The organism is Microvirga aerophila (assembly GCF_003332305.1).
Classification (GTDB): domain Bacteria; phylum Pseudomonadota; class Alphaproteobacteria; order Rhizobiales; family Beijerinckiaceae; genus Microvirga; species Microvirga aerophila.
This window is the reverse complement of sequence record NZ_QOIO01000016.1, coordinates 21,527-43,657: the sequence shown is the minus strand read 5'-3', so window position 1 is coordinate 43,657 and position 22,131 is coordinate 21,527. Positions and strand designations below refer to the sequence as shown.

Genomic DNA, 22,131 nt, shown 5'->3' with positions numbered 1-22,131 from the left:
CCCTCTCAAAAACCATGCTTTGAAAAACACAATAGAGCGGGCGCGCCGCCTTGAGGGCTTCGCGTCTCCGCTCTTCTGGGATCGACGCAATGTATAACACGATTGCGTCAGAAAGTTGAGATTTTTACGAGCATTCCTTGCGGGCGCGCTCAAGGGCCTGGTTGAAGCCACTCAGGGAATAGCGGTCGGTCAGCTGATTGCCGCGCAGGGACTGGGTCTTCACGATCACACTCTGGCCGCGGGACATGGTGGCGATGGCCTGGCCTTCCTCGGCCGGGTTCTTGAGCCAGGCATCCGTGGCCTTGGTGAGCAGGGCGTACTTGGCGTTGCCGACCATGGCCTCGGCCGGGCCGTTGTCCTTGGCGGTGAAACCGAGCACGAAGGCGACCTCGTTGCGCACGTTCTCGGCCGGGCGGAAGGACACGAACAGATAGGCCGGGTCCCGGTTGAGGTTCTTCGGCATCCGGTCCTTGGGCTGGCTCAGGGCGTAGCAGATCTTCGAGCGGCCGGTCTGGGCCGTATAGACGTTCCAATCGGCATAGTAGGCCAGAAGCGCCGTGCCGCCGGGACCGGCCGCGGGGGCTGCTTTCGCGGCTGCCGCTGCGGCGCCTGCGCCCACGGCCGCGCCTGCCGCCGCCCTGCCAGGGCTGGCCGGCTTAGCCGGGGTGGTCGCCTTGGCGGCCGGAGCCGCCCGGCTTGGCTGCTGGCGCTGCGACTGAGCCAAGACGGCAGACCCGGTTCCGATGACGAAAACGGCGGAAATGATGCCCGCGGCGATGCCGCGCTGAAAAGATACGATCTTCATGGACCCGGACCATACAGCCAGATGGTTAAAAACTCTTCACCATCTCCGTTAAGGTGGCTTGGCCCAAATGGCGATGCGTCGAATGGCACCGCTTGAATCTAGGCCGGGTCGGATTTCCCCAAGGTCTCGCGCGCCTTGGCCCGGTGCGCGTCCGTGATGGAGCCCGCCACCTGGGTGATGGCGGCCGCCAGAACCGCCGCGTCGTCGGCAAAGCCCAGCAGGGGCAGGATGTCCGCCACCGCATCGGTGGGCAGTATGAAATATGCGATCGCGCCCATGAGGATGATCTTCACGCGGCTCGGGGTCGACGAATCGGTGGCGCAGTAGAAGGCCGCCACCAGATCCTCCGCGAAGGGGATGCGGCCGCCCACGCGCCTCAGCTTGTCCCAGAACTTGCGCTTGAGATCGGACTCGTCGCGGGTGGCGTTGCGCATGGCGTCCATCTCGGCCTTGGTGAAAGGCTTCGTGAATGGTTCGCTCATCGGCTAAGGCTCCTTCGACAGTCTGATTTCGATATGCGGCCGGATCGTTTAAGACATCCGGGCGACGAGGCAGAGAGAAAACCCATGAAGCTCGACGAATCTATGGCAGCCATCGTGACCGGGGGCGCATCGGGCCTCGGCGAGGCCACAGCCCGCATGCTGGCCGCCGGTGGCGCGAAGGTTGCGCTCCTGGACATGAACGCGGAACGCGGCCAGGAGGTTGCCCGCGAGATCGGCGGGGTCTTCTGTCAAGCCGACGTGACCGATGAGGCTTCCATCGATGCGGCGCTGGCGCAGGCCCGCGGGGCGAACGGCATTGAGCGCATCCTGGTCAACTGCGCCGGCATCGCGCCGGGCAGGCGCACGGTCACCAAGAAGCGCGAGACGGGCGAGCTGATCCCGCACGACGTCGCGTCCTTCCGGCGCGCCGTCGAGATCAACCTCATCGGCACCTATGCGATGATCGCCAAATGCGCGGCCGCCATGGCGACCCTCGACATCATCACGCCGGATGGCGGACGCGGCGTCATCGTCAACACGGCTTCCGTCGCCGCCCAGGACGGGCAGATTGGACAGGCGGCCTATGCGGCCTCCAAGGGCGGCGTGCTCGGCCTCACCCTGCCGGTGGCGCGCGACCTCTCAGGGTTCGGCATCCGGGTGATGACGATCATGCCGGGGCTGTTTCACACGCCCCTGTTCGAGGGCATCGCGGAGGATTACCGCAAGGCGCTCGAGGCCAACGTGCCGTTCCCGTCCCGCCTGGGCCGTCCGCAGGAATACGCCCAGCTCGTGCGCAGCATCATTGAGAACGACATGCTCAACGGCGAGGCCATCCGCCTCGACGGCGCTTTGCGCATGCAGCCGAAATAACGGCTAGACCTTGCGGGCATTCTCCGGATAGGCGTCAAGATCCGGCATGCACAGCCAGGTCTCGCGCCGCTTGGTCCAGGCCTCGTAGGTGGGCGTGAACAGGTTCGGCTCGTCGAAGGCCCCGAGCTTGATCTCGATCTCGTCCGCCGCATCCCGGTCGAAGATCTGGGAGCCGCAGACCGGACAGAAGCAGCGCTCGCTTTCCGGCGTGGCCGACCAGCCCCTCATGTCGCCGTTGATCGTCACCTGATCGGTCGGGAAGATCGCGAAGGCGTTGAAGGCGCTGCCGCTGATCTTGCGGCACGTCATGCAGTGGCACAGCCCCACGCGCTTCGGTTCGCCGCGGGCCTGGAACGTGAGCTGGCCGCAAGCGCAGCCTCCCGTGAGCGTTCGGGTCTGGGGTGCGTCATGCATCGCGCGTGATTCCTGAGGCAAACTGGTCCATGCGCTGCGCCAGTTCCACGTCGCGCCGGGTCAGGCCCCGGGCGTCGTGGCTCGAAAGCGTGACGTCGACGCTGCGGTAGACGTTGGACCATTCCGGGTGGTGATTCATCGTCTCGGCCGCCAGCGCCACCCGGGTCATCCAGCCGAAGGCGGCGTTGAAATCCTCAAAGACGAATCGCTTGCGGATGGCGTCGCGGTCCTCGACAAGGCTCCAGCCGTCGAGGGAGGGCAGGATTTCGGCGCGTTCGGAGGGGCTCAAGGTCTTCATGGGGATCTTTCTTCGTGACGTTCCCATAGTGATTGGCCCGGCCGTGACGGTTTCAAGACCTCATTGAACGCCGAGCAGCCGAATGAGCGCGAGGCTGATCCCCATGAGGACGACGAGCGAAAGACTTACCGCAAGGGTCACCCGGCCGCCGACCCGCCCGAGGGCCTTAAGGTCCACGCCGAGACCCAAGGCCGCCATGGACAGGATCGTCAGGACCTTGGCGGCGGGCAGGATGGCGCTCAAGGCGGCGTCCGGGATGAGGCCGAGGGAACGAAGGGCCGCGAGGCCCACGAAGCCGATGATGAACCAGGGCACGAACCGGTTGAGGGAAAAGCGGGGCTTTGCTCCCGCCTGCCGGCCAGCCAAGAGAGACAGCACGACCACGACCGGCCCCAGCATCAGGACGCGCACGAGCTTGACGAGGGTGCCGATCTGGGCGCTCAGCATTCCGACCGGCAGCGTGGCGGCAAGAACCTGCGGCACGGCATAGACAGTCAGTCCCGCGAGCACGCCGTATTGCGTAGCCGAAAGGCCAAGGAGCGGCACCAGAAGCGGCAAGGACAGCACGACGATGACGCCGAGAATTGCCGTGAAGGCGATGGAGGACGCCACATCCTCGGGCCGCGCGCCGATCACCGGAGCCACCGCCGCAATGGCGGAGTTGCCGCAGATCGAGTTGCCGCAGGCCACCAGCACGGCCATGCGATAAGGCAATCCCAGCAATCGGCACAGGCCGTAGCTCGCGCCGATCGCCAATGCCACCACCAGGGCGATGCCGAGAACCAGATCAAGCCCCGCCTCGGCGATGGCCTGAACGCTGATCGAGGCGCCGAGCAGCATCACGGCGACTTCCAGAAGCGTCTTGGCGCTCAAGCCGATCCCGGGCATCCAGCGGCTGCCCGGCGTCCAGGCGGTCCGAACAGGATCGCAAGGACGAGGACTTCAAGGTAGGGCCGGCCCGCCCAATGCTCTTCCAGGGCCTGAAGGCCTACGGCCACAAGGGTAATCGCGCCACAAAGGGCCAGTCCCGGCGCCAGTCGCGCGATGCTCTTGCTGCTGGTCATTCCCATCCCCGGCCGATTTTGTGGCCGCCGATCTGTTACACCAAACGTCGGTTCTGTGGAGTCTTGAGTAGACCTCCTGTCCCGCCCTGGGAGGCTGACTCATAGAGGGAAAAGCGCCCCACGCAGCCCTCATGCTGAGGAGGTGCGCAGCGCCGTCTCGAAGCACGAGGGCGTCTCCAGCACTCTCTGGACCTTCCTTCGAGACGCCACTGCGTGGCTCCTCAGGAGGAGGTCGGAGGCGGCCTCTCAGGATGAGGCGGCGTCGGGCCGGCCTGTCTTCGGGAGGGGCGGTTTAAAGGGCGACATCCTCAATCACCCGCCAGTCTCTCGCAAGCGTGAAAGACTGGCGTTCAATGACAAGGTAGCAGCCGCCGCCAGGATGGGACGGACGGCTGCCCTGGCCGATCTCCACCTTCTGGAGATGATCCGTGAGCAGGCTGCCGACGCCCCCATGGGACACGATGACGATGTCGCCGGTGGTCGGCTCCTCCCTGGCGATGCGCGTCACCGCTCCCACGATCCGGGTCTGCGCATCGATCGCCCGCTCCCAGCCGCGAATGCTCTTCGTCGGGTTTGCAAAGACCTCCCGGACGACCTCCCAGAATTCCGGCGGTGCGATATAGCCGGTGGCCGAGCGGTCGTTCTCGCTCAGGTCCTCCGCGGTCCGGTAGGGCAGGCCGAGGTGCTCCGCGACGATCTCCGCCCCATCCATGGCCTTGCGCTCGGTGGAGGCGTAGACCGCGGATACGTTCCTGCCCACGAGGGACTCGGCGAAACCCTCCATGCGGGCGCGTCCGATCTCGTTGAGGGGCCACTGGGGAACGGGCACCAGCGGATCGATGACAACCTCGGGATGGGTGACGAAGATGAGCAACGACATAACGGCAGGCATAGCCAACCTTGGCCGTTTCGTCGAGGCCTGCCGGAGCCTAACCGAGCGGGTAGGCCGCCTCCACCACGTAGGGACCGCCGCCCACCGATTCGCGGGCTGAGTACAGCACGAAACGGCGCGCCGTGAAGGTCAGCTTCGGGAAGCGCCCTCGGGTGGCGAAATAATCCGCCACGTCGATCGGGGAGGCGTCCCGCAGACGGGCCAGGGTCACGTGCGGCGTGAACTTGCGCTTTTCCGGCGGCAGGCCGATCCGGCGCACCAGGCGCTCCTGCTCCGATTGCAGGTCGGCCAGCACGCCGTTGCCGTTGGCCCGGGCGAAAACCGCCCGCGGCCGCCCACCGCCGAACGTGTCGAGGCTGTCGATGGTGATGGTGACCGGATCGCGCCTTCGGCTATCTCCCAGGATCGAGAACACGTCGCCGGCGGTGCGCTCGTCGATGTCGCCGATGAACCGCAAGGTGATGTGGTAATTCTCGGGATCGATCCAGCGCGCTCCGGGCAACCCGCCGCGATAGCTCGAGAGTTGAAGGCCGATATCGGCGGGGATCTCGATGCCGGTGAACAGGCGTGGCATGTCGCACCTCCTGGCCTAGCGGAACTGAACACATCATGGGACCGGCAGGACCGCGCCCACAAGATGAAGAATCAGACGATCAACAACCCAGTTGGTTCCGGATCGAGGATGCCGCAGGAGCCGCTGTCCACAGGAGGTTGATTGGGAGCGGGTCGGCCAGCGAGCACGACCGAGGGGTCGAGCGCTTCGGCTTGGGCGCGCTCGGATCCCTCCGCGCAAGGAGGAGGGATCCGCCGGGGCGTTTAGGGGCAGGGATTGCAGTGCTTCAGGTGGATCGCGTTGATCCGCTCCTCCAGGTCCGGCGTGATTTTGACGTCCACGGACGCGATGTCGGTCTTCAGCTGCTCCATGGTGGTCGCGCCGATGATCGTGGAATGCACGAAGGGCTGAGCGTTGACGAAGGCCAGCGCCATCTGGGCGGGATCGAGGCCGACCTCGCGGGCGAGCGCGACGTATTTGCGGATGGCCTCCTCGGCGCCCGGGGTCTCATAGCGCTGGCCGCGCTTGAACAGGGTCGTGCGGGCGCCGGCAGGGCGTGCGCCATCGAGATATTTGCCAGACAGGTAGCCCTGCGCCAGCGGCGAATAGGCCAGAAGCCCCACGCCTTCGCGCATGCTCACCTCGGCCAACGCCACCTCGTAGGTGCGGTTGAGGAGGTTGTAGGCGTTCTGGATCGTCTGGACCCGCGGCAGGGTCCGGTCGGCTTCCGCTCCCTTGAGGAACGTCATCGCCCCCCAGGCACTCTCGTTGGAAAGACCGAGGTGGCGGATTTTTCCGGCCTTCACGAGATCGCGCATGATCTCGAGGGTTTCCTGGATCGGATGAAAATCCGCTTCCTTGTGGTGGTAGATCGTCGGGTTCGAGCCCCAGGGCATGGGGCGGTCGGGCCAGTGGATCTGGTAGAGGTCGATGTAATCCGTCTGAAGCCGCTTCAGGCTCTTGTTCACCGCCTCCTCGATCTGGACGCGGGAGAGTTCGGCCGGGGAGCCGTCCTCCCGGAACCAGGTGTTCTCGGAGCGCCCCACCACTTTCGACGCCAGGATGACCTTGTCGCGCTTGCCCCGCGACTTGAACCACGAGCCGATGATTCGCTCGGTCGACCCTTGGGTCTCAGGCTTGGGCGGGATCGAATAGAGCTCGGCCGTGTCGAAGAAGTTGATGCCCTGGTCGAGGGCGTAGTCCATCTGCGCGTGGCCGTCCGCCTCGGTGTTCTGCTGCCCCCAGGTCATGGTTCCGAGGCAGATGAGGCTGACATTGAGATCCGTTTGGCCGAGACGGCGATATTCCATGGCGGGCTCCTCGCGGCGAAAAGCATCCGCCGCGTTCAGGCGAGAGGAAGACGCTGAACGGCGTCAGCGCTGGGACAGGGTGGCGAGAAATTTCTCGACGGTGGGAAGGATGCGCGCCACGATGATCTCCACCCCCTTGGCGGTCGGATGGATGCCATCTTGGAGGTTGAGGGACCGTTCGCCGGCGACGCCGTCCAGGAAGAAGGGATAGAGCACAAGCCCGTGCCTGTTCGCAATGTCCTGATAGAGCCCGTCGAATTTCTGGATGTAGTCCGGCCCCAGGTTGCGCGACGCATACATGCCCGCGAGCATCACCGGAATGCCCCGCGCCTTCAGCCGCGTCACGATTGTCTCGATGGCGCGGCGGGGAACCGCCGGATCGACCCCGCGCAGCATGTCGTTGGCGCCAAACTCCACGATCACCCCGTCGGTCCCATCGGGAACGGACCAGTCGAGGCGGTCGAGGCCCGCGGTCGCCGTGTCGCCGGACACGCCCGCGTTGGTGATCTCGACCTTGTAGCCTTTGGCCTTCAGGGCCCTTTCCAGCACCGCCGGGAAGGCGGCTTCCTGCGAAAGCCCGTATCCCGCCGTCAGGCTGTCGCCGAACGCCACGAGGCGAATGGGGTTCTGCTGCGCCAGGGGCGCATCCAGGGGGACGATCATGGCCGCCAGCGCGGCCGCACACGCAAATATGATCGTCATGAACGAGCCGGATTGGCGCTTCATCGATATGCTTCCCATATGTGTTCGAGCGAGGCTTAGGGGTCTCGGCGGAAATCTTCCCAACAGATCGGGTGTTAGGGCATGCAGGACAAGGCCATTGCGCTGCAGGATGTGGATTTGAGCCTCGGGCGCGGGGCCGCACGGGTGCATATTCTGAAAGGGGTTTCCCTGGAGGTGGGTCGCGGGCAGGCCGTGGGGCTCGTGGGTCCGTCCGGATCCGGCAAGTCTACCCTCCTCATGACCATGGCAGGCCTCGAGCGGCCCGATTCCGGCCGGGTCGTCGTCGACGGCACGGATCTCGCCGCCCTCGACGAGGATGCCTTGGCGCGCTTTCGCGGACGCCGCATCGGCATCGTGTTCCAGTCCTTCCACCTCGTGCCCACCATGACGGCGCTCGAAAACGCGGCGCTGCCCCTGGAGCTTGCCGGGGAGGACGAGGCCTTCGAGCGGGCGGAGGCCGAGTTGCAGGCGGTAGGCCTCGGCCACCGCCTCCACCATTACCCGGCGCAGCTTTCCGGCGGCGAGCAGCAGCGCGTGGCGATCGCCCGCGCCATCGTGCCCAATCCGGCGATCCTGGTTGCCGACGAGCCCACCGGTAATCTCGACGAGAATACCGGCCAGTCCATCATCGACCTGCTCTTTGCCCTCAAGCGCGACCGGGGCTCGACTCTGGTTCTCGTCACCCACGATCTCAATCTCGCGCGTCTGTGCGACCGGACGGTGCGCCTGCGCTCCGGCCGCGTCGAGGCCGATGCGGCCACCGCCGCCGCTTGAGAAGAGGCGAACCATGCACGGCACCATTCCGGCCCCGGTCCCGGGTCGCTCCCCATCCGGCTCGTCCCTTCCCCTCGTGCTGCGGCTGGCTCTTCGCGAATTGCGCGGCGGCCTGAAAGGCTTCGGGATTTTTCTCGCCTGCATCGCGCTCGGCGTCGCGGCGATTGCGGGAGTCTCGTCCCTGTCGCGCTCGCTCACCGATGGCATCGGTCGCGAGGGCCGTCGAATCCTCGGCGGCGACATGGCTTTCTCCCTTCTTCAGCGGGAGGCGAACGAAGCCGAGCGGGCCTACCTCACCTCCAAGGGCGAGGTCAGCTCCATCGCGTCCATGCGCGCCATGGCGCTGGCTGGCGAAAAGGGCTCGGCTCTGGTCGAGCTCAAGGCCGTGGACGCGGGCTATCCGCGTGTCGGAACCCTTGAGACGGACCCGCCCTTCAGCCCGGCCGATCTGCTTGCCGAGCGCAACGGCGCGTACGGCGCGGCCGCCGATCTCGCCCTCCTGGCGCGCCTCGACCTCAAGGTCGGCGACCGGGTCACCGTGGGCAACGCGACCGTCGAGTTGCGCGCGACCCTCGTGTCGGAACCCGACAAGATCGCCAGCGGCATCGGCTTCGGTCCGCGCCTCTTGGTCTCGCAGGAGGCGGTGCGTGCGACAGACCTCATCCAGCCCGGCAGCCTCGTGCGCTGGACCTACCGGGTTATCCTGCCCCAGGACCTCTCCACCGAGGAGGGGCTGGGACAGATCGAGGCCGAGGCCGCCCGCGTCCTGCCGGAAGCCGGTTGGAACATCCGCACCCGCCTCAACGCCGATCCGCGTTTTGCCCGCAACATCGAGCGCTTCACGCAATTTCTCACCTTGGTTGGCCTGACGGCGCTCCTCGTCGGCGGCGTGGGCGTCGCCAACGCGGTGCGGGGCTTCGTGGACCGCAAGCGCGCCTCCATCGCCACCCTGAAGAGCCTGGGCGCGCCGGGCGGCCAAGTGGTTCTGCTCTACCTCACCCAGGTGATGATGATCGCAGCCCTCGGCATCGCCATCGGCCTTGGCGTCGGGGCGGCGCTGCCGTTCATCGTCACGGGCCTCTTCGGCCATCTCCTGCCGATCCCGATCCAGCCCACGCTTGCCTGGACGGAGCTTGGCGTGGCGCTGCTCTATGGGGTGCTCACGGCCCTGGTGTTCGCGCTAGCGCCGCTCGGCCGCGCCCATGACGTGCCGGTTTCCGGGCTCTTCCGGGATCAGGTCGACCCGGAGCGGCGCTGGCCGCGCAAGCGCTATCTGGCGGCGCTCGCGCTTTCGGTCGCGGCGCTCGTGTCGCTTGCAGTACTGGCCGCCTACGACCGCAGGATCGCGCTGATGTTCGTGGGCGCGGCCGCCGCCTCCTTCGTGCTGCTGCGCCTCGTGGCGACCGGCATCATGGCGCTCGCCCGGCGCATGCCGCGCCCCCGGAGCACGGCCCCGCGCCTGGCGCTTGCCAACATCCACCGGCCCGGCGCGCTGACGCCCTCGCTCGTCCTATCCCTGGGGCTGGGGATCACGCTTCTGGTGACGCTCGCGCTCATCGATTCCAACCTCACGAAACAGCTGCAGCAGACCCTGCCGGAGCGCGCACCGAGCTTCTTCTTCCTGGACATTCCCAACGCTCAGGCCGACGCCTTCGAAGGCTTCCTGAAAGAGCAATCGGCCGACGCGCAGATCGAGCGCGTGCCGATGATGCGCGGAAGGCTCGTCTCGCTTCGAGGCTTGCCGGTCAGCCAGATCAAGGCTCAGGAGGATGTGTCGTGGGTTCTGGATGGGGATCGCGGCATCACCTACGCCAAGGCGCCGCCGGACGGCTCTAGGATCGTGCAAGGGGAGTGGTGGCCTGAGGATTATCGCGGCAAGCCGCTCGTTTCCTTCGACCAGAGGGTCGCCGAGGGGTTGGGCCTCAAGATCGGCGACGAGATCGTCGTCAACGTGCTCGGCCGCAACATCACGGCCACCATCGCCAACCTGCGCCATGTGGAATGGCGCTCCATGGGGATCAACTTCGTGATGGTGTTCTCCCCGAACGCCTTCGCGGGCGCGCCGCACACGCACTTGGCCACCGTCACCTATCCGAACGGCTCGGATGCGGCGGCCGACGCCAAGATCCTGCGCAGCGCGGCCCAAAGCTTTCCCATGGTGACGAGCGTGCGGGTCAAGGACGCGCTGGAGGCGGTCAACGACGTGGTCTCGCAGCTCGTCATGGCGATCCGCGGCGCAAGCGCCATCGCGCTGATTGCAAGCCTTCTGGTTCTGGCCGGGGCCCTTGCGGCCGGTCACCGGGCCCGTCTCTACGACGCGGTGGTGCTGAAGACCCTGGGAGCCACCCGCGCCCGCCTGCTTTCGGCCTATGCGCTGGAATACGGCCTTCTCGGGTTGGCCACGGCAGTCTTTGGGCTCCTGGCCGGGACCCTTGCGTCGTACCTCATCATCACCCGGGTGATGAACCTGACCTTTGCCCTCGATCTCTCGGGCGCGGTCCTGGCTTCGGGTCTGGCGGTGTTCGTGGCGGTGGGCCTCGGATTGACCGGAACTTGGCGAATCCTGAGCCAGAAACCGGCGCAGTACCTGCGCAATCTCTAAGGTAGGGCCGGTTCCGGAGCGGTTTTCACATCGCTCCGGAACCGGTCTCCCAACAGGTGGTTTCCCTTTCGCAATCCTGCCGTTAGGGAAGCTTCTTCGAGCTTGGCCCTGCCTCTTGCGCAAGCAGTGGCGACATCTCATATTCTATCTGTCGCCCGGGAGGGCGGTCGGAGGCTGATGTCCAGCCTCTGTTGGAACATCACGGGACACCGCGAGAAAGGACTCCGATGCAACCGTATGAGCAAAACCAATACGCCTCTGGCACCGGCTTTGCCCGGACGGCAGCACAGGTCGACCAGGGCCTGCGCGCCTTCATGCTCGGCGTCTACAACAACATGATCCTGGGCCTGGCGATCTCGGCTGTGATCGCCCTTGGGGTGAACCAACTGGCCGTGACCAGCGACCCGGCGCAGGCCGTCGCCCGCATGGGCGGCGTCAACCTGACCGAGTTCGGACGCGTCCTCTACGGCACGCCCCTGATGTGGGTGGTGGCGCTGGCGCCGCTGGCCTTCATCTTCCTGTTCTCGTTCCGGATGGACCGGATGTCCGCGTCGTCGGCGCGCATGACCTTCTTCGCCTTCGCGGCGGTGATGGGCGCTTCGCTCTCGACGCTGCTCATCCGCTACACCGGCGCGAGCGTCGTGCAGGTGTTCTTCATCACGGCCGCCGCCTTCGGCGCGCTGTCGCTGTGGGGCTACACCACGAACCGCAGCCTGTCCGGCATGGGCTCGTTCCTGATCATGGGCCTTGTCGGCCTGATCCTCGCCTCGATCGTCAACATCTTCGTGGCCTCGAGCGCGCTGCAGTTCGGCATCTCGGTGATCGGCGTTCTGATCTTCGCGGGCCTCACCGCCTACGACACGCAGAAGCTGAAGGAGATGTACCTGTACGGCAACTACGACAGTGAGGCGGCCGCCAAGGTGTCGGTGTTCGGCGCCCTGACGCTGTACCTCGACTTCATCAACATGTTCCAGTTCCTGCTCGCCCTCGTGGGCAACCGCAACGAGTAACGGCGGAACAACGAACAAGCCTTTCAAGCCCCGGCCCGAAGCCGGGGCTTTTTTGTTGAGTATTGCGCTCGTCGGGGCTTGTCATTACGAGGCGTCCCATGAGCCTCCTTGTCCGCCCTTCGGTCGATTCCGATCTTTCCGCCATTGCGGCCATCTATGCCCACGCGGTGACCTATGGCACCGCGTCGTTCGAGCTCGAACCGCCCGATGAGCCGGAAATGGCCCGACGCCGGATGGCGTTGATCGAGAGCGACTACCCCTATCTCGTGGCTGAACAGGATGGCGCCATTCTCGGCTATGCCTATGCGGGGGCCTACCGGACACGGCCAGCCTATCGCTCCACGGTGGAAGATTCGATTTATGTCGCGCCGGACGCCATGGGGCATGGCGTCGGCCGCACATTGCTGACGGCACTGATCGACGAGTGCGAGAAACGGGATTTTCGGCTCATGGTCGCCGTGATCGGCGACGAGGAATCCCATGGCTCGATCGCGCTGCACCGGAGCCTTGGCTTCGAACCCGCCGGCGTGCTCAAAGGCATCGGCTACAAGCACGGCCGCTGGCTCTCGACCGTGCTGATGCAGCGGCCCCTCGGGTGCGGCATGGCGCAGCCGCCGACGCGGCCGATCGACTGAGCCCATCTCGTCGATGTCTCGAACGAATATCGGGCAGGGACAGTCCTAGTTCGAAACGACCTTCAGGGGTTTGTCGAGCACGTTGAGCACGCGCCCAAGTTCGTGCCCGCGCTTCAGGATCAGCCCGGTGGAGACGATTACCGAATAGGCTCCCTGCTTCTTGGCGAGCTTCGGATGCTTCTCGATCCGATAGAGGGGCACCTCGGAGGTGCGTCGGTAGATGGAGAAGACCGCCTTGTCGGCCAGGAAGTCGATGGCGTAATCGCGCCACTCGCCTTCGGCGACCTTGCGGCCATAGAGGTTGAGAATGGTCTGCAATTCCACTCGGTCGAACGAAACTCGTTTTTGCGCGGCGGGAAAGGGCACGATATGGGCCGAGCCCTGACCGGCGCCGCGCAGCGGCTCTGCGATGTCACCTTCGCTCATAATGTCTCCTGTGAACCATCACTGATCCCTTGATGATGGGTCCGTCGGAGTATTGGATCAACCCGTTAAGGCTGAATAACCCGCCGGGCCTTGAGACAAATCTTATTGTTGCCGTAATCGTGCCCTGTGGTGGCCCCACTGGAGATTGATAGTTCGAGCGTTGCCTCGACGGCCCGGCTCCTTGACCGACTCGGACACGTCAGCCCCCCAGCCCTCTGGGTTGGCCAATGGGTCGGGCCACTTCATTCTTGAGGCTATCAATAGCCGCCTTCGGGCGGCTTTTCTTTTGCCTGTCGACGGCTCCGGTTGCCGCAACGGGAATGGACCGGATATGTCGTCCGGCAGGGGCGAAACAGCCTAAACCGTCGTTCCTTCATGCGCCCGCCGCGTTACATGTGTAGACAAGGCGGGCTACGGTTGCGTGTTGTGTAAGTCTGTGGCAACGCTCCCAACAACGATCATAGCTAAGGATGCGCGCATGAAGCTGGAAACGCCAACCAGCGGAAGCGAACTGACGGTTGAAGCGGTCGCGGTGCTGGAAGCGAGCCACAGGGCCATTCCTCCGGGCTTCCTGCGTGACCTCTTCGGGCGAGTGCCGCCGGAGGATCTCGCATCCTATTCGCCCAAGGCCCTCGCCGATCTGTCGGCCGAGGCCTATGAGCATCTCAAGACCCGGCGCACCGGGGAGGCCGACGTCCGCCTCGTCGATCTGGAAGTCGAGCGCGAGGGCCGCCGCCGGGATGTGACCGTCCTCGAAGTCGTCAACGACAACATGCCGTTCCTGCTCGACTCGACGCTCGCGGAGATCGTCGACGAGGGATACGAGGCGTTTCTCGTGGCGCACCCGATCCTGGCCGTGGAGCGGGACGGGACCGGCGCTCTCGTGCGCCTCGTGGGAGAGGCCACGGCTCATTCCCGTCCGGGCGTGAAGCGCGAGAGCTTCATCCACATTCACCTGCCGCGCATCGACGATCCGCATGCCCGCGAAAGGCTCGTGGAAACCATCCGGCTCGTCCACAAGGACGTGTCCCTGGCGGTGCACGATTGGCCCGGCATGCGCGCCCGCGTGACCGAGATCGTGCACAATTACCGCCTCAACCCGCCGCCTCTGCCGGAGGACGAGATCACGGAGGCAGTCGCCTTCCTCGACTGGATGGCGCGCGACAATTTCACGTTCCTCGGCATTCGCGAGTACCGGCTCCCCAGCGGCGACGCAGCGGCCGACCCGGTCGAGGGCTCCGGCCTCGGACTTCTGCGCGATCCCCTCATGCGGGTTCTCCGCAGGGGCCGCGAACTGGTGACGATGACGCCGGAAATCCGGGCGTTCCTGGGGCGCCCGAAAGCGCTCATCATCGCCAAGGCGAACGTCAAGTCACGGGTCCACCGCCGCGCCCATCTCGATTATGTGGGCGTCAAGCTGTTCGACGGAAACGGACAGCTGGAAGGGGAGCTGCGCATCGTCGGGCTATTCACTGCGAGCGCCTACACCAACACAACGGCCGAAGTGCCGTATCTGCGCCACAAGGTGGCGAAGGTCATCGGCCGCGCGGGTTTCGATCCCTCGAGCTATGCGGGCCGCGCCCTTCTCAATGTGCTGGAAAGCTATCCGCGCGACGAACTGTTCCAGATCGAAGAGGAAACCCTCTACGAGTTCGCCATCGACATCATGAACCTGTCCGAGCGGCCGCGGGTGCGGGCGCTGGCGCGGGTCGACGAGTTCGATCGCTTCGTGTCCGTGCTCGTGTTCGTGCCGAAGGACCGCTACGACACGGACGCGCGCCGCCGCATCGGCGAATTCCTGGCGGGCGTCTTCGAGGGCCGGGTCTCCGCGTCCTATCCGTCCTATCCGGAGGGGCCGCTCTCGCGCACCCATTTCATCATCGGGCGCGACGAGGGCGCGACGCCGCAGGTGCCCCGCGAGGTCCTGGAACGGGGCATTGCCGGCATCGTGCGCACCTGGGCAGACGCCGTGCGCAATCAGCTCGACGCCACGATCGGCGGTCCGCGCGCCCGGGCCCTGGCGAACCGCTACGCCGAGGCGTTCAGCGCCGCCTACCGTGAGGCCTTCGGGGCCGAGCAGGCAATCCAGGACGTAGCCATCCTGGAGCAGCTCTCCGAGCAGCGTCCCCGGGCGGTGGATCTCTACCGGCGCGAAGGCGACGACGAGACCCGCGTTCACCTCAAAGTCTTCTCGCGCGGCACCGCATTGCCGCTCTCCGAGCGGGTACCGCTGCTGGAAAATCTCGGCTTCCGCGTGGTCAACGAACGGACCTACCGGGTCGCGCTTGGAACCGAGCGCGTGTGGCTCCACGACATGACTCTCGAGCGCGCCTCCGGGGGCGTCATCCGCATCGACGAGATCCAGGATCTGATCGAGGCGGCCCTGCTCGCCCTGTTCCGGGGCCTCGCCGAGTCGGACGCTTTCAACCGCCTCGTCCTGGAGGCGGGGCTTGGGTGGCGCGACGTTGCCATGGTGCGGGCGTTCGGGCGGTATCTGCGCCAGATCCAGGTCACCTACGCTCAGGATTATCTCGCCGAGACCCTCGCCCGGCACAGCGCCATCGCGGCGCGGCTGGTGGAGCTGTTCTATGTGCGCTTCGACCCGCGGGTCGACGACAAGGCGAAGCGGGCCGCCTCCGAAGCCGCGATCCGCACCGCCATCGAGGAGCAGCTGACGAGTGTCACGAGCCTAGACGACGACCGGATCCTGCGCCGCTTCCTCAACCTCATCGACGCGGCCGTACGCACCAATTTCTTCCAGCTCGAAGGCAACGGGCTTCCGCGCCAGACCATCGCGTTCAAGTTCGAATGCGCCAAGGTCGATGGCCTGCCGCTGCCCAAGCCTCTCTATGAGATCTTCGTCTATTCACCCCGGGTCGAAGGGGTGCATCTGCGCTTCGGAAAAGTCGCGCGCGGCGGTTTGCGCTGGTCCGACCGGCCGCAGGATTTCCGCACCGAAGTTCTAGGCCTCGTAAAGGCCCAGCAGGTGAAGAACGCCGTGATCGTGCCCGTGGGCGCGAAGGGCGGCTTCGTGCCCAAGCAGCTGCCGCCCCCGGGCGACCGGCAAGCGTGGCTTGCGGAAGGAACCGAGAGCTATCGCATCTTCGTGCGTACGCTCCTGCAGCTCACCGACAACATCGTGGGCGACGCGGTGGTGCCTCCGCCGGATACCGTCCGCCATGACGGGGACGACCCCTATCTGGTGGTGGCGGCCGACAAGGGCACGGCGACCTTCTCCGACATGGCGAACGAGCTTTCGATCGAAAAGGGCCACTGGCTCGGGGACGCCTTCGCGTCCGGCGGCAGCCAGGGCTACGACCACAAGAAGATGGGCATCACGGCCCGCGGCGCGTGGGAGGCGGTGAAGCGCCACTTCCGCGAGATCGACATCGACATCCAAACCCAGCCCGTCACGGTGGCGGGCGTGGGCGACATGTCCGGCGACGTGTTCGGCAACGGCATGCTGCTGTCGCGATCCCTGAAGCTCGTGGCGGCCTTCGATCACCGCGACATCTTCCTCGACCCGAACCCCGATCCGGAGACGTCGTTCAGGGAGCGTGAGCGCCTGTTCGGTCTGCCCCGCTCCAGCTGGCAGGATTACGACAAGGCGCTTCTTTCCACCGGCGGCGGCGTCTTCCCGCGCAACGCGAAGGCGATCCTGCTGTCGAACGAAATTCGCGAGCTGCTTGGCATCGACAAGGCCGAGGCGACGCCTGCCGAAGTCATGAGCGCGATTCTCAAAGCGCCGGTGGGCCTGCTCTGGTTCGGCGGCATCGGCACCTATATCCGCGCCTCCACCGAGACGGACGAGCAGGTGGGCGACCGGGCGAACGACGCCATCCGCATCACCGGTGCGGACGTGCGGGCGAAGGTGGTCGGCGAAGGCGCCAACCTGGGCGCGACGCAGCGCGGGCGCATCGAGGCGGCGCGTGCAGGGGTTCGCCTCAACACGGACGCCATCGATAACTCGGCGGGCGTGAATACCTCCGACGTGGAGGTGAACATCAAGATCGCCCTGAGCGTGCCCGAGCGCGACGGACGCCTGAGCGAGGACGATCGCAACGCGCTCCTGGTCGACATGACCGACGAGGTCGCCAAGCTCGTCCTGCGCAACAACTACCTGCAGACCCTGGCGCTGTCGCTCTCCGAGCGCCGCGGCGTCGGCGATATCGGTTTCGCCCGCCGGCTGATGCACATGCTGGAAGCGCAAGGGCGCCTCAACCGCACCGTGGAGTATCTGCCGGACGACGGGACCCTGACGGAGCGCGCCCGCAGGGGCGAGGCCCTGACGCGGCCCGAGCTCGCCGTGCTGCTCGCCTATGCCAAGCTCTCCCTGCACGATGAGCTTTTGGAAAGCTCCGTGCCGGACGATCCTTACTTGGGCAAGGAGCTGGAGCGCTATTTCCCGGCCGATATGCGCGAGCGTTTCCCCGACGCCATCGCGAACCATCGCCTGCGCCGGGAAATCATCGCCACGCAGCTTGCCAACGCCATCATCAACCGGGGCGGGCCGACCATGGTGGCCCGGCTCGTGGACGAGACCGGCGCGGATGCGCCGACCATCGCGGCGGCCTATGCGGCCACCCGGGATTCCTTCGGCCTCACCGACCTGAACGCGGCCATCGACGCCCTGGACGGCGTCGTCCCGGGCCAGCTGCAACTGAGCCTGTATGCCGAGCTGCAGGATCTTTTGATGAACCGGATCGTCTGGTTCATCCGCCATGTGGACTTCACCGCGCATTCCCTCGACGACATCGTCGGCGCCTATCGGGCCGGGATCGTCGAGGTGGAGAAGGGTCTCGACGAGACGCTCTCCCCCGAGGCTCTGGCAGCCTGGGCGGCGCGCACGAAAGAGCTCGTCGACCAGGGGACGCCGGAAGAGCTCGCCCGCTCCCTCGCGGCCACAACCGATCTCGTGGCCGCTCCCGACATCGTCCTCACGGCGCAGAAATCCAACCGGCCCGTCGCGGAGATCGCTCGCATTCATTTCGCCGTCGAGGCTGCGTTCCGGCTCGGCTCCCTCATCGGAATGGCGCGCGATATCACGGTCAGCGATTATTTCGACCGTCTGGCGCTCGATCGCGCCATCGACGCCATCGCGTCCGCGCACCGCAACCTGACGGCGGAAATCGCCTCTCAGGATGCGTCCGGGGCCGACGCCGTGCAGGTGTGGAGCGAGCGGCGCGGCTCGGACGTCAACCGGATCAGGGGCGCGGTCGACGGCATCGTGTCCTCGGGGCTCACCCTCTCGAAAGTTACCGTCGCGGCAAGCCTTCTGGGCGATCTGGCCAAAGGCTGATAGAACCGGGCCTGCAAGTCATCTCCGTGGCCTTGCCAAGGCGGGGGCAGGACAGGGAGATCCGGTGAGCGAGCGCGGTGCGATGAATCCCTTGGCCCCTGAGGCAGTATCGACGACTGGAGGCAGGGCCGTTGCGCCGGAACTGTCTGCGCGACGCTCGGCCATTGCCGGCTGGCTTTTCTTCGACTGGGCCTGCCAGCCATTCTTCACCCTCGTCACCACCTTCGTGTTCGCGCCCTATTTCGCGTCGGCCCTCGCGCCGGATCCGGTCTCCGGGCAAAGCCTGTGGGGGTTTGCAACCGCCGGCGCGGGCTTGGTCCTCGCCTTCCTGTCGCCGGTCCTTGGCTCCATCGCGGACGCCACGGGACCCAAGAAGCCCTGGATCGCCGCGTGCGGCCTCGTGCTGTTCTGCGCATCCTTCGCCCTGTGGAACGCCGCGCCCGGCGCGCCGTACGCCATTGCTATCGGGCTCGTCGGGTTCGCGGTCGGAACGGTGGCGGTCGAGGTCGCGGCGGTGTTCAACAACGCCATGATCCCGCATCTCGTGCCGCCGGAGAAATTCGGCCGGCTCTCGGGCACCGGATGGGCCATCGGTTATCTGGGAGGCCTCGTGTCGCTCGTGGTCGTGCTTGGCTTTCTGGCAGCCAACCCGGAGACCGGCAAAACCGTCCTAGGGCTTGATCCGCTCTTTGGTCTCGATCCGGCATCCCGTGAAGGCGACCGCGTCAGCGGGCCTTTCTCGGCGGTGTGGTTTCTCGTCTTCGTCCTGCCGCTCTTCTTCTTCACGCCGGATATCGCACGCTCCCGGCTCTCCATGGGGCAGGCCGTGACACGGGGGGTGGCGCAGGTGCGAAGCACGCTCACCGATGCGCGCCAGCACAAGGGGCTGGTTCGATTTCTCCTCGCCAACATGGTGTATCAGGACGCCCTCGTGGCCTTGTTCGCCTTCGGGGGCATCTATGGAGCGGGAGTCTTTGGCTGGCAGGCGACTGAGCTCGGCGTCTTCGGCATCCTGCTCACCGTCACCGGCACGGCCGGAGCCCTGATCGGCGGACGGCTCGACGACCGTACCGGCGCCAGATCGGTGATCCTGGGATCGATCGTGGTTCTTGCCCTGGTGTGCATCGGGGTGCTGTCGCTTGGGCGCGAGCATGTCCTGTTCGCGATCCCGACCGCGGCGCCCGAGCCCGGCGATGGATTGTACGGCACCACGCCCGAAAAGGTCTTCCTGGCCTTGGGCCTCGTGATCGGCTCCGTCGCGGGGCCGCTTCAGGCCTCGTCCCGGAGCATGCTCGCGCGTCTCGTCCCAGTGCACGAGGCGGGGCGCTATTTCGGCCTGCTCGCCTTATCGGGGAAGGTCACGTCGTTCCTCGCGCCCCTCGCGGTCGCCGTGGCCACCGGCTTGTTCCAGACGCAGGCCGCCGGACCGGCGGTGCTGATCCTGTTCTTCGTGACCGGCGGGCTGCTGCTCAGTGGCGTGAGACGCGTGTGAGAGCAAAGCCCTTTCGCCACCGCCTATGCGTTTCAGCCCTCCAGGCCGGCGCCCAATGCAACAGGGGCTGATATCATTCCAGCGTGACGGCAGTGCCGTTCGCCGTCACCATCATCATGCCCTCATTGGCCCCCAGCGCTCCGTAATCGAGCTGCACGCCCACGATGGCGTGGGCTCCGAGCCGTTCGGCTTCGTCGATCATCTCCCGAAGCGCGGTGTCGCGGCCGTCGCGCAGAACCCGCTCATACGACCCGGAGCGCCCGCCCACCACGTCGCGGATCGACGCGAAGAAGTCGCGAAACACGTTCGCGCCTAAGATGGCCTCCCCCGAAACGATGCCCCGGTAGGATGCGATGCGGCGGCCCTCGACGGTGGGCGTGGTCGTGATGATCATCAGGATCTCCCTTGAAGATGATCCTGATGTAGGGGCGGATAGCACAGACGGAAGAGAGTGGCCGTGGTTCGATTGGCAAGGCAGGTGAGGTCATGCGGTTTCGGAGACGGCGCGACGCCAGTTCCCTCCCCCTTGCGGGGAGGGTGGCTGCGTGAGCAGCCGGGTGGGGGGGTGTGACCGGGTGAGAGAGGATGAGGTGAGGCACTGATCACCTCTCTCATGGGGAGAGGTCGGACCGTGAGGTCCGGGTGAGGGGCGTGGGTTATCCGGAGAGGGCATAACCCCTCACCCTCGCTTTCGCTCGACCTCTCCCTCCAAGGAGAGGTGAGGCTGTAGCAGCCTCGCGCCTCGACAACGAAGGTCAGAGTTCCGACTGTCCGACCCCCACCTCCACCTCCTCCCCGCAAGGGGGAGGAGAGCACCGTCGGCGCTCGCGGCATCAGTGGCGGAAGTGCCGGTATCCCGTGAACACCATGGCAAGGCCCGCCTCGTCCGCCGCCTTGATGACCTCGTCGTCCCGCATGGAGCCGCCCGGCTGGATCACCGCGGTGGCTCCGGCTTCGGCGGCGGCCAGCAAGCCGTCCGCGAAGGGGAAGAAAGCATCCGAGGCGACGACCGAACCCCTGGCGAGGGTCTCGGGAAGCCCTGCGACCTTGGCGGCTTCCGCAGCCTTCCAGGCGGCGATGCGGGAGGAATCGACGCGGCTCATCTGGCCAGCGCCGATGCCGACCGTCGCCAGATCCCGGGCATACACGATGGCGTTCGACTTCACATGCTTGGCGACCCGGAAGGCGAAGCGCAGGTCGTCCAGTTCCCGGTCGCTCGGGGCGCGCTTCGTCACGACCTTCAGGTCCATGGCGTCGACGACCGCATTATCCCGGCCCTGCACCAGGAAGCCCCCTGCGACCGTGCGGAAGGTCAATCCTTCCTGGCGCGGGTCGGGAAGGCCGCCCGCGAGCAGCAGGCGTAGGTTCTTCTTCGCAGCCACGATGGCGATGGCCTCCTCGGAGGCGTCCGGCGCGATGATGACCTCGGTGAAGATCTCGGTGATGGCCCGTGCGGCCTCCGCGTCCAGCGGCCGGTTCATAGCCACGATGCCGCCGAAGGCCGAGACCGGATCGCAGCGCAGCGCCTTCCCGTAGGCCTCGTGCAGGGTCGTACCCTCGGCCACGCCGCACGGGTTGGCGTGCTTGACGATCACGATGGCGGCGGAGCGCTCCGGCGGGAATTCCCCCACGGCCTCGTAGGCGGCGTCCGTGTCGTTGATGTTGTTGTAGGAGAGCTGCTTGCCCTGCACCTGGCGCACGGTGGCGACGCCGGGGCGCTTCTCGGGCGACCGGTAGAAAGCGGCGGCCTGGTGCGGGTTCTCGCCGTAGCGCAGCACCTCGGCGATGGAGCCGCCGAGCGCCCGGAAGGATGGGGCCTCCTCACCGAGCTCGTTGGCGAGCCAGTTGGAAATCGCCGCGTCGTAGGCGGCGGTGCGCGCATAGGCTTTTTGCGCCAGGCGGCGGCGCAGAGTGAGCGTGACTGCGCCTTCATAGGCGTCGAGATCCGCCAGCACCGATGTGTAGTCAGCGCCATCCACCACCACAGCCACGTCGCCGTGGTTCTTAGCCGCCGCGCGGATCATGGCGGGACCGCCGATGTCGATGTTCTCGATGCAGTCGTCGTAGGGCTTGTTGGCCGCGACCGTGGCCTCGAACGGATAGAGGTTCACCACCAGCAGGTCGATGGGCTGGATGCCGTGGGCCAGCATGGCAGCCTGGTGCTCGGGATTGGCCCGGATGCTCAGCAGGCCCCCGTGAACCGCCGGATGGAGGGTCTTGACGCGCCCGTCCATCATCTCCGGAAAGCCCGTGAGGTCGCTCACGTCCTTCACGGGCAGGCCTGCCTCGCTCAGGGTCCTGTGGGTGCCGCCCGTAGAGACCAGCTCGATCCCCCGTTCATGGAGCGCGCGGGCGAAGTCCACGAGACCTGCCTTGTCGGACACGGAAAGCAGGGCGCGCGTCACGCGCTTCGGATCGCTCGGCATGGCGGCCGCTCCATAGGGGTTTTGATGTGCGGGCGCGATAGCACGGCGGGGCGGTG

At 66.2% G+C, this 22,131-nt stretch carries 18 protein-coding genes and 1 pseudogene; 7 read left to right on the top strand and 12 right to left on the bottom strand.

Annotated features, from left to right (window positions below; translation table 11 throughout):
* Positions 1-124: 124 nt before the first annotated feature.
* On the bottom strand, positions 125-805 hold the full coding sequence (locus DRB19_RS10760) for an invasion associated locus B family protein (protein ID WP_245439400.1): 681 nt from the start codon (positions 803-805) through the stop codon (positions 125-127).
* A 98-nt stretch (positions 806-903) separates the two neighbouring features.
* Positions 904-1,248: a YkvA family protein gene (locus tag DRB19_RS10755; RefSeq protein WP_245439411.1), complete on the bottom strand. Its 345-nt coding sequence runs from the start codon at positions 1,246-1,248 to the stop codon at positions 904-906.
* A gap of 123 nt (positions 1,249-1,371) precedes the next feature.
* Between DRB19_RS10755 and DRB19_RS10750 the strand changes: the two genes are divergently transcribed.
* A complete protein-coding gene (locus tag DRB19_RS10750; protein WP_114186041.1) occupies positions 1,372-2,157 on the top strand; it encodes an SDR family NAD(P)-dependent oxidoreductase in 786 nt (261 codons plus the stop codon).
* 3 nt (positions 2,158-2,160) lie between these two features.
* Here DRB19_RS10750 and DRB19_RS10745 read toward each other — a convergent pair whose 3' ends face one another.
* The 7 genes and pseudogenes from DRB19_RS10745 to DRB19_RS10715 all read right to left on the bottom strand — a co-directional run bounded on the left by DRB19_RS10745 (position 2,161) and on the right by DRB19_RS10715 (position 7,414).
* Positions 2,161-2,571, bottom strand: coding sequence for a GFA family protein (locus DRB19_RS10745; protein ID WP_114186040.1), 411 nt, complete (start codon positions 2,569-2,571; stop codon positions 2,161-2,163).
* Positions 2,564-2,896 carry a 4a-hydroxytetrahydrobiopterin dehydratase gene (locus DRB19_RS10740; RefSeq protein WP_114186039.1) on the bottom strand — a complete coding sequence of 111 codons (333 nt, stop codon included), beginning with the start codon at positions 2,894-2,896 and terminating at the stop codon, positions 2,564-2,566. Before DRB19_RS10740 ends, DRB19_RS10745 begins: the two co-directional genes overlap by 8 nt.
* 33 nt (positions 2,897-2,929) lie before the next feature.
* A pseudogene (locus DRB19_RS10735) lies at positions 2,930-3,939 on the bottom strand (YeiH family protein).
* A gap of 286 nt (positions 3,940-4,225) precedes the next feature.
* A complete protein-coding gene (locus DRB19_RS10730) occupies positions 4,226-4,825 on the bottom strand; it encodes a histidine phosphatase family protein (protein ID WP_114186038.1) in 600 nt (199 codons plus the stop codon).
* 37 nt (positions 4,826-4,862) lie between these two features.
* Positions 4,863-5,399 (bottom strand): RNA 2',3'-cyclic phosphodiesterase, encoded by a 537-nt coding sequence (thpR, locus tag DRB19_RS10725; RefSeq protein WP_114186037.1) that lies wholly within the window; start codon positions 5,397-5,399, stop codon positions 4,863-4,865.
* A gap of 242 nt (positions 5,400-5,641) precedes the next feature.
* Complete coding sequence (locus DRB19_RS10720) at positions 5,642-6,688, bottom strand: NADP(H)-dependent aldo-keto reductase (protein ID WP_114186036.1); 1,047 nt, start codon at positions 6,686-6,688, stop codon at positions 5,642-5,644.
* Between the two features lie 63 nt (positions 6,689-6,751).
* Positions 6,752-7,414 carry an arylesterase gene (locus tag DRB19_RS10715; RefSeq protein ID WP_114186035.1) on the bottom strand — a complete coding sequence of 221 codons (663 nt, stop codon included), beginning with the start codon at positions 7,412-7,414 and terminating at the stop codon, positions 6,752-6,754.
* A gap of 78 nt (positions 7,415-7,492) precedes the next feature.
* Between DRB19_RS10715 and DRB19_RS10710 the strand changes: the two genes are divergently transcribed.
* From DRB19_RS10710 to DRB19_RS10695, 4 genes are all read left to right on the top strand, one after another.
* Positions 7,493-8,185, top strand: coding sequence for an ABC transporter ATP-binding protein (locus DRB19_RS10710; RefSeq protein ID WP_114186034.1), 693 nt, complete (start codon positions 7,493-7,495; stop codon positions 8,183-8,185).
* 13 nt (positions 8,186-8,198) lie between these two features.
* On the top strand, positions 8,199-10,787 hold the full coding sequence (locus DRB19_RS10705) for an ABC transporter permease (protein ID WP_114186033.1): 2,589 nt from the start codon (positions 8,199-8,201) through the stop codon (positions 10,785-10,787).
* Between the two features lie 227 nt (positions 10,788-11,014).
* Positions 11,015-11,797: a Bax inhibitor-1/YccA family protein gene (locus DRB19_RS10700; protein WP_114186032.1), complete on the top strand. Its 783-nt coding sequence runs from the start codon at positions 11,015-11,017 to the stop codon at positions 11,795-11,797.
* Positions 11,798-11,895: 98 nt separating this feature from the next.
* Positions 11,896-12,432 (top strand): GNAT family N-acetyltransferase, encoded by a 537-nt coding sequence (locus DRB19_RS10695; protein WP_114186031.1) that lies wholly within the window; start codon positions 11,896-11,898, stop codon positions 12,430-12,432.
* Positions 12,433-12,477: 45 nt separating this feature from the next.
* On the opposite strand, the gene DRB19_RS10690 is transcribed toward DRB19_RS10695, so the two are convergent.
* A complete protein-coding gene (locus DRB19_RS10690; protein ID WP_114186030.1) occupies positions 12,478-12,858 on the bottom strand; it encodes a DUF2794 domain-containing protein in 381 nt (126 codons plus the stop codon).
* A 478-nt stretch (positions 12,859-13,336) separates the two neighbouring features.
* Between DRB19_RS10690 and DRB19_RS10685 the strand changes: the two genes are divergently transcribed.
* Positions 13,337-18,157 carry an NAD-glutamate dehydrogenase gene (locus tag DRB19_RS10685; RefSeq protein ID WP_114186029.1) on the top strand — a complete coding sequence of 1,607 codons (4,821 nt, stop codon included), beginning with the start codon at positions 13,337-13,339 and terminating at the stop codon, positions 18,155-18,157.
* An 82-nt stretch (positions 18,158-18,239) separates the two neighbouring features.
* The gene (locus DRB19_RS10680) at positions 18,240-19,649 is read left to right on the top strand and encodes an MFS transporter (protein ID WP_114186028.1); all 1,410 of its coding nucleotides are present in this window, start codon (positions 18,240-18,242) and stop codon (positions 19,647-19,649) included.
* Positions 19,650-19,722: 73 nt separating this feature from the next.
* Here the strand turns inward: DRB19_RS10680 and DRB19_RS10675 are convergent, their stop codons facing one another.
* Positions 19,723-20,043: a heavy metal-binding domain-containing protein gene (locus DRB19_RS10675; RefSeq protein WP_114186027.1), complete on the bottom strand. Its 321-nt coding sequence runs from the start codon at positions 20,041-20,043 to the stop codon at positions 19,723-19,725.
* Positions 20,044-20,482: 439 nt separating this feature from the next.
* Complete coding sequence (gene purH / locus DRB19_RS10670) at positions 20,483-22,075, bottom strand: bifunctional phosphoribosylaminoimidazolecarboxamide formyltransferase/IMP cyclohydrolase (protein ID WP_114186026.1); 1,593 nt, start codon at positions 22,073-22,075, stop codon at positions 20,483-20,485.
* Between the last annotated feature and the right edge of the window lie 56 nt (positions 22,076-22,131).

What these genes read in the sequence shown, in the direction of transcription:
- DRB19_RS10745 (WP_114186040.1), bottom strand. Translation starts at nt 2,571, where the DNA reads ATGCATGACGCACCCCAGACCCGAACGCTCACGGGAGGCTGCGCTTGC.
- DRB19_RS10685 (WP_114186029.1), top strand. Translation starts at nt 13,337, where the DNA reads ATGAAGCTGGAAACGCCAACCAGCGGAAGCGAACTGACGGTTGAAGCG.
- DRB19_RS10710 (WP_114186034.1), top strand. Translation starts at nt 7,493, where the DNA reads ATGCAGGACAAGGCCATTGCGCTGCAGGATGTGGATTTGAGCCTCGGG.
- DRB19_RS10740 (WP_114186039.1), bottom strand. Translation starts at nt 2,896, where the DNA reads ATGGGAACGTCACGAAGAAAGATCCCCATGAAGACCTTGAGCCCCTCC.
- DRB19_RS10755 (WP_245439411.1), bottom strand. Translation starts at nt 1,248, where the DNA reads ATGGACGCCATGCGCAACGCCACCCGCGACGAGTCCGATCTCAAGCGC.
- DRB19_RS10750 (WP_114186041.1), top strand. Translation starts at nt 1,372, where the DNA reads ATGAAGCTCGACGAATCTATGGCAGCCATCGTGACCGGGGGCGCATCG.
- DRB19_RS10705 (WP_114186033.1), top strand. Translation starts at nt 8,199, where the DNA reads ATGCACGGCACCATTCCGGCCCCGGTCCCGGGTCGCTCCCCATCCGGC.
- DRB19_RS10680 (WP_114186028.1), top strand. Translation starts at nt 18,240, where the DNA reads ATGAATCCCTTGGCCCCTGAGGCAGTATCGACGACTGGAGGCAGGGCC.
- DRB19_RS10760 (WP_245439400.1), bottom strand. Translation starts at nt 805, where the DNA reads ATGAAGATCGTATCTTTTCAGCGCGGCATCGCCGCGGGCATCATTTCC.
- purH (WP_114186026.1), bottom strand. Translation starts at nt 22,075, where the DNA reads ATGCCGAGCGATCCGAAGCGCGTGACGCGCGCCCTGCTTTCCGTGTCC.
- thpR (WP_114186037.1), bottom strand. Translation starts at nt 5,399, where the DNA reads ATGCCACGCCTGTTCACCGGCATCGAGATCCCCGCCGATATCGGCCTT.
- DRB19_RS10695 (WP_114186031.1), top strand. Translation starts at nt 11,896, where the DNA reads ATGAGCCTCCTTGTCCGCCCTTCGGTCGATTCCGATCTTTCCGCCATT.
- DRB19_RS10675 (WP_114186027.1), bottom strand. Translation starts at nt 20,043, where the DNA reads ATGATCATCACGACCACGCCCACCGTCGAGGGCCGCCGCATCGCATCC.
- DRB19_RS10690 (WP_114186030.1), bottom strand. Translation starts at nt 12,858, where the DNA reads ATGAGCGAAGGTGACATCGCAGAGCCGCTGCGCGGCGCCGGTCAGGGC.
- DRB19_RS10730 (WP_114186038.1), bottom strand. Translation starts at nt 4,825, where the DNA reads ATGCCTGCCGTTATGTCGTTGCTCATCTTCGTCACCCATCCCGAGGTT.
- DRB19_RS10715 (WP_114186035.1), bottom strand. Translation starts at nt 7,414, where the DNA reads ATGAAGCGCCAATCCGGCTCGTTCATGACGATCATATTTGCGTGTGCG.
- DRB19_RS10720 (WP_114186036.1), bottom strand. Translation starts at nt 6,688, where the DNA reads ATGGAATATCGCCGTCTCGGCCAAACGGATCTCAATGTCAGCCTCATC.
- DRB19_RS10700 (WP_114186032.1), top strand. Translation starts at nt 11,015, where the DNA reads ATGCAACCGTATGAGCAAAACCAATACGCCTCTGGCACCGGCTTTGCC.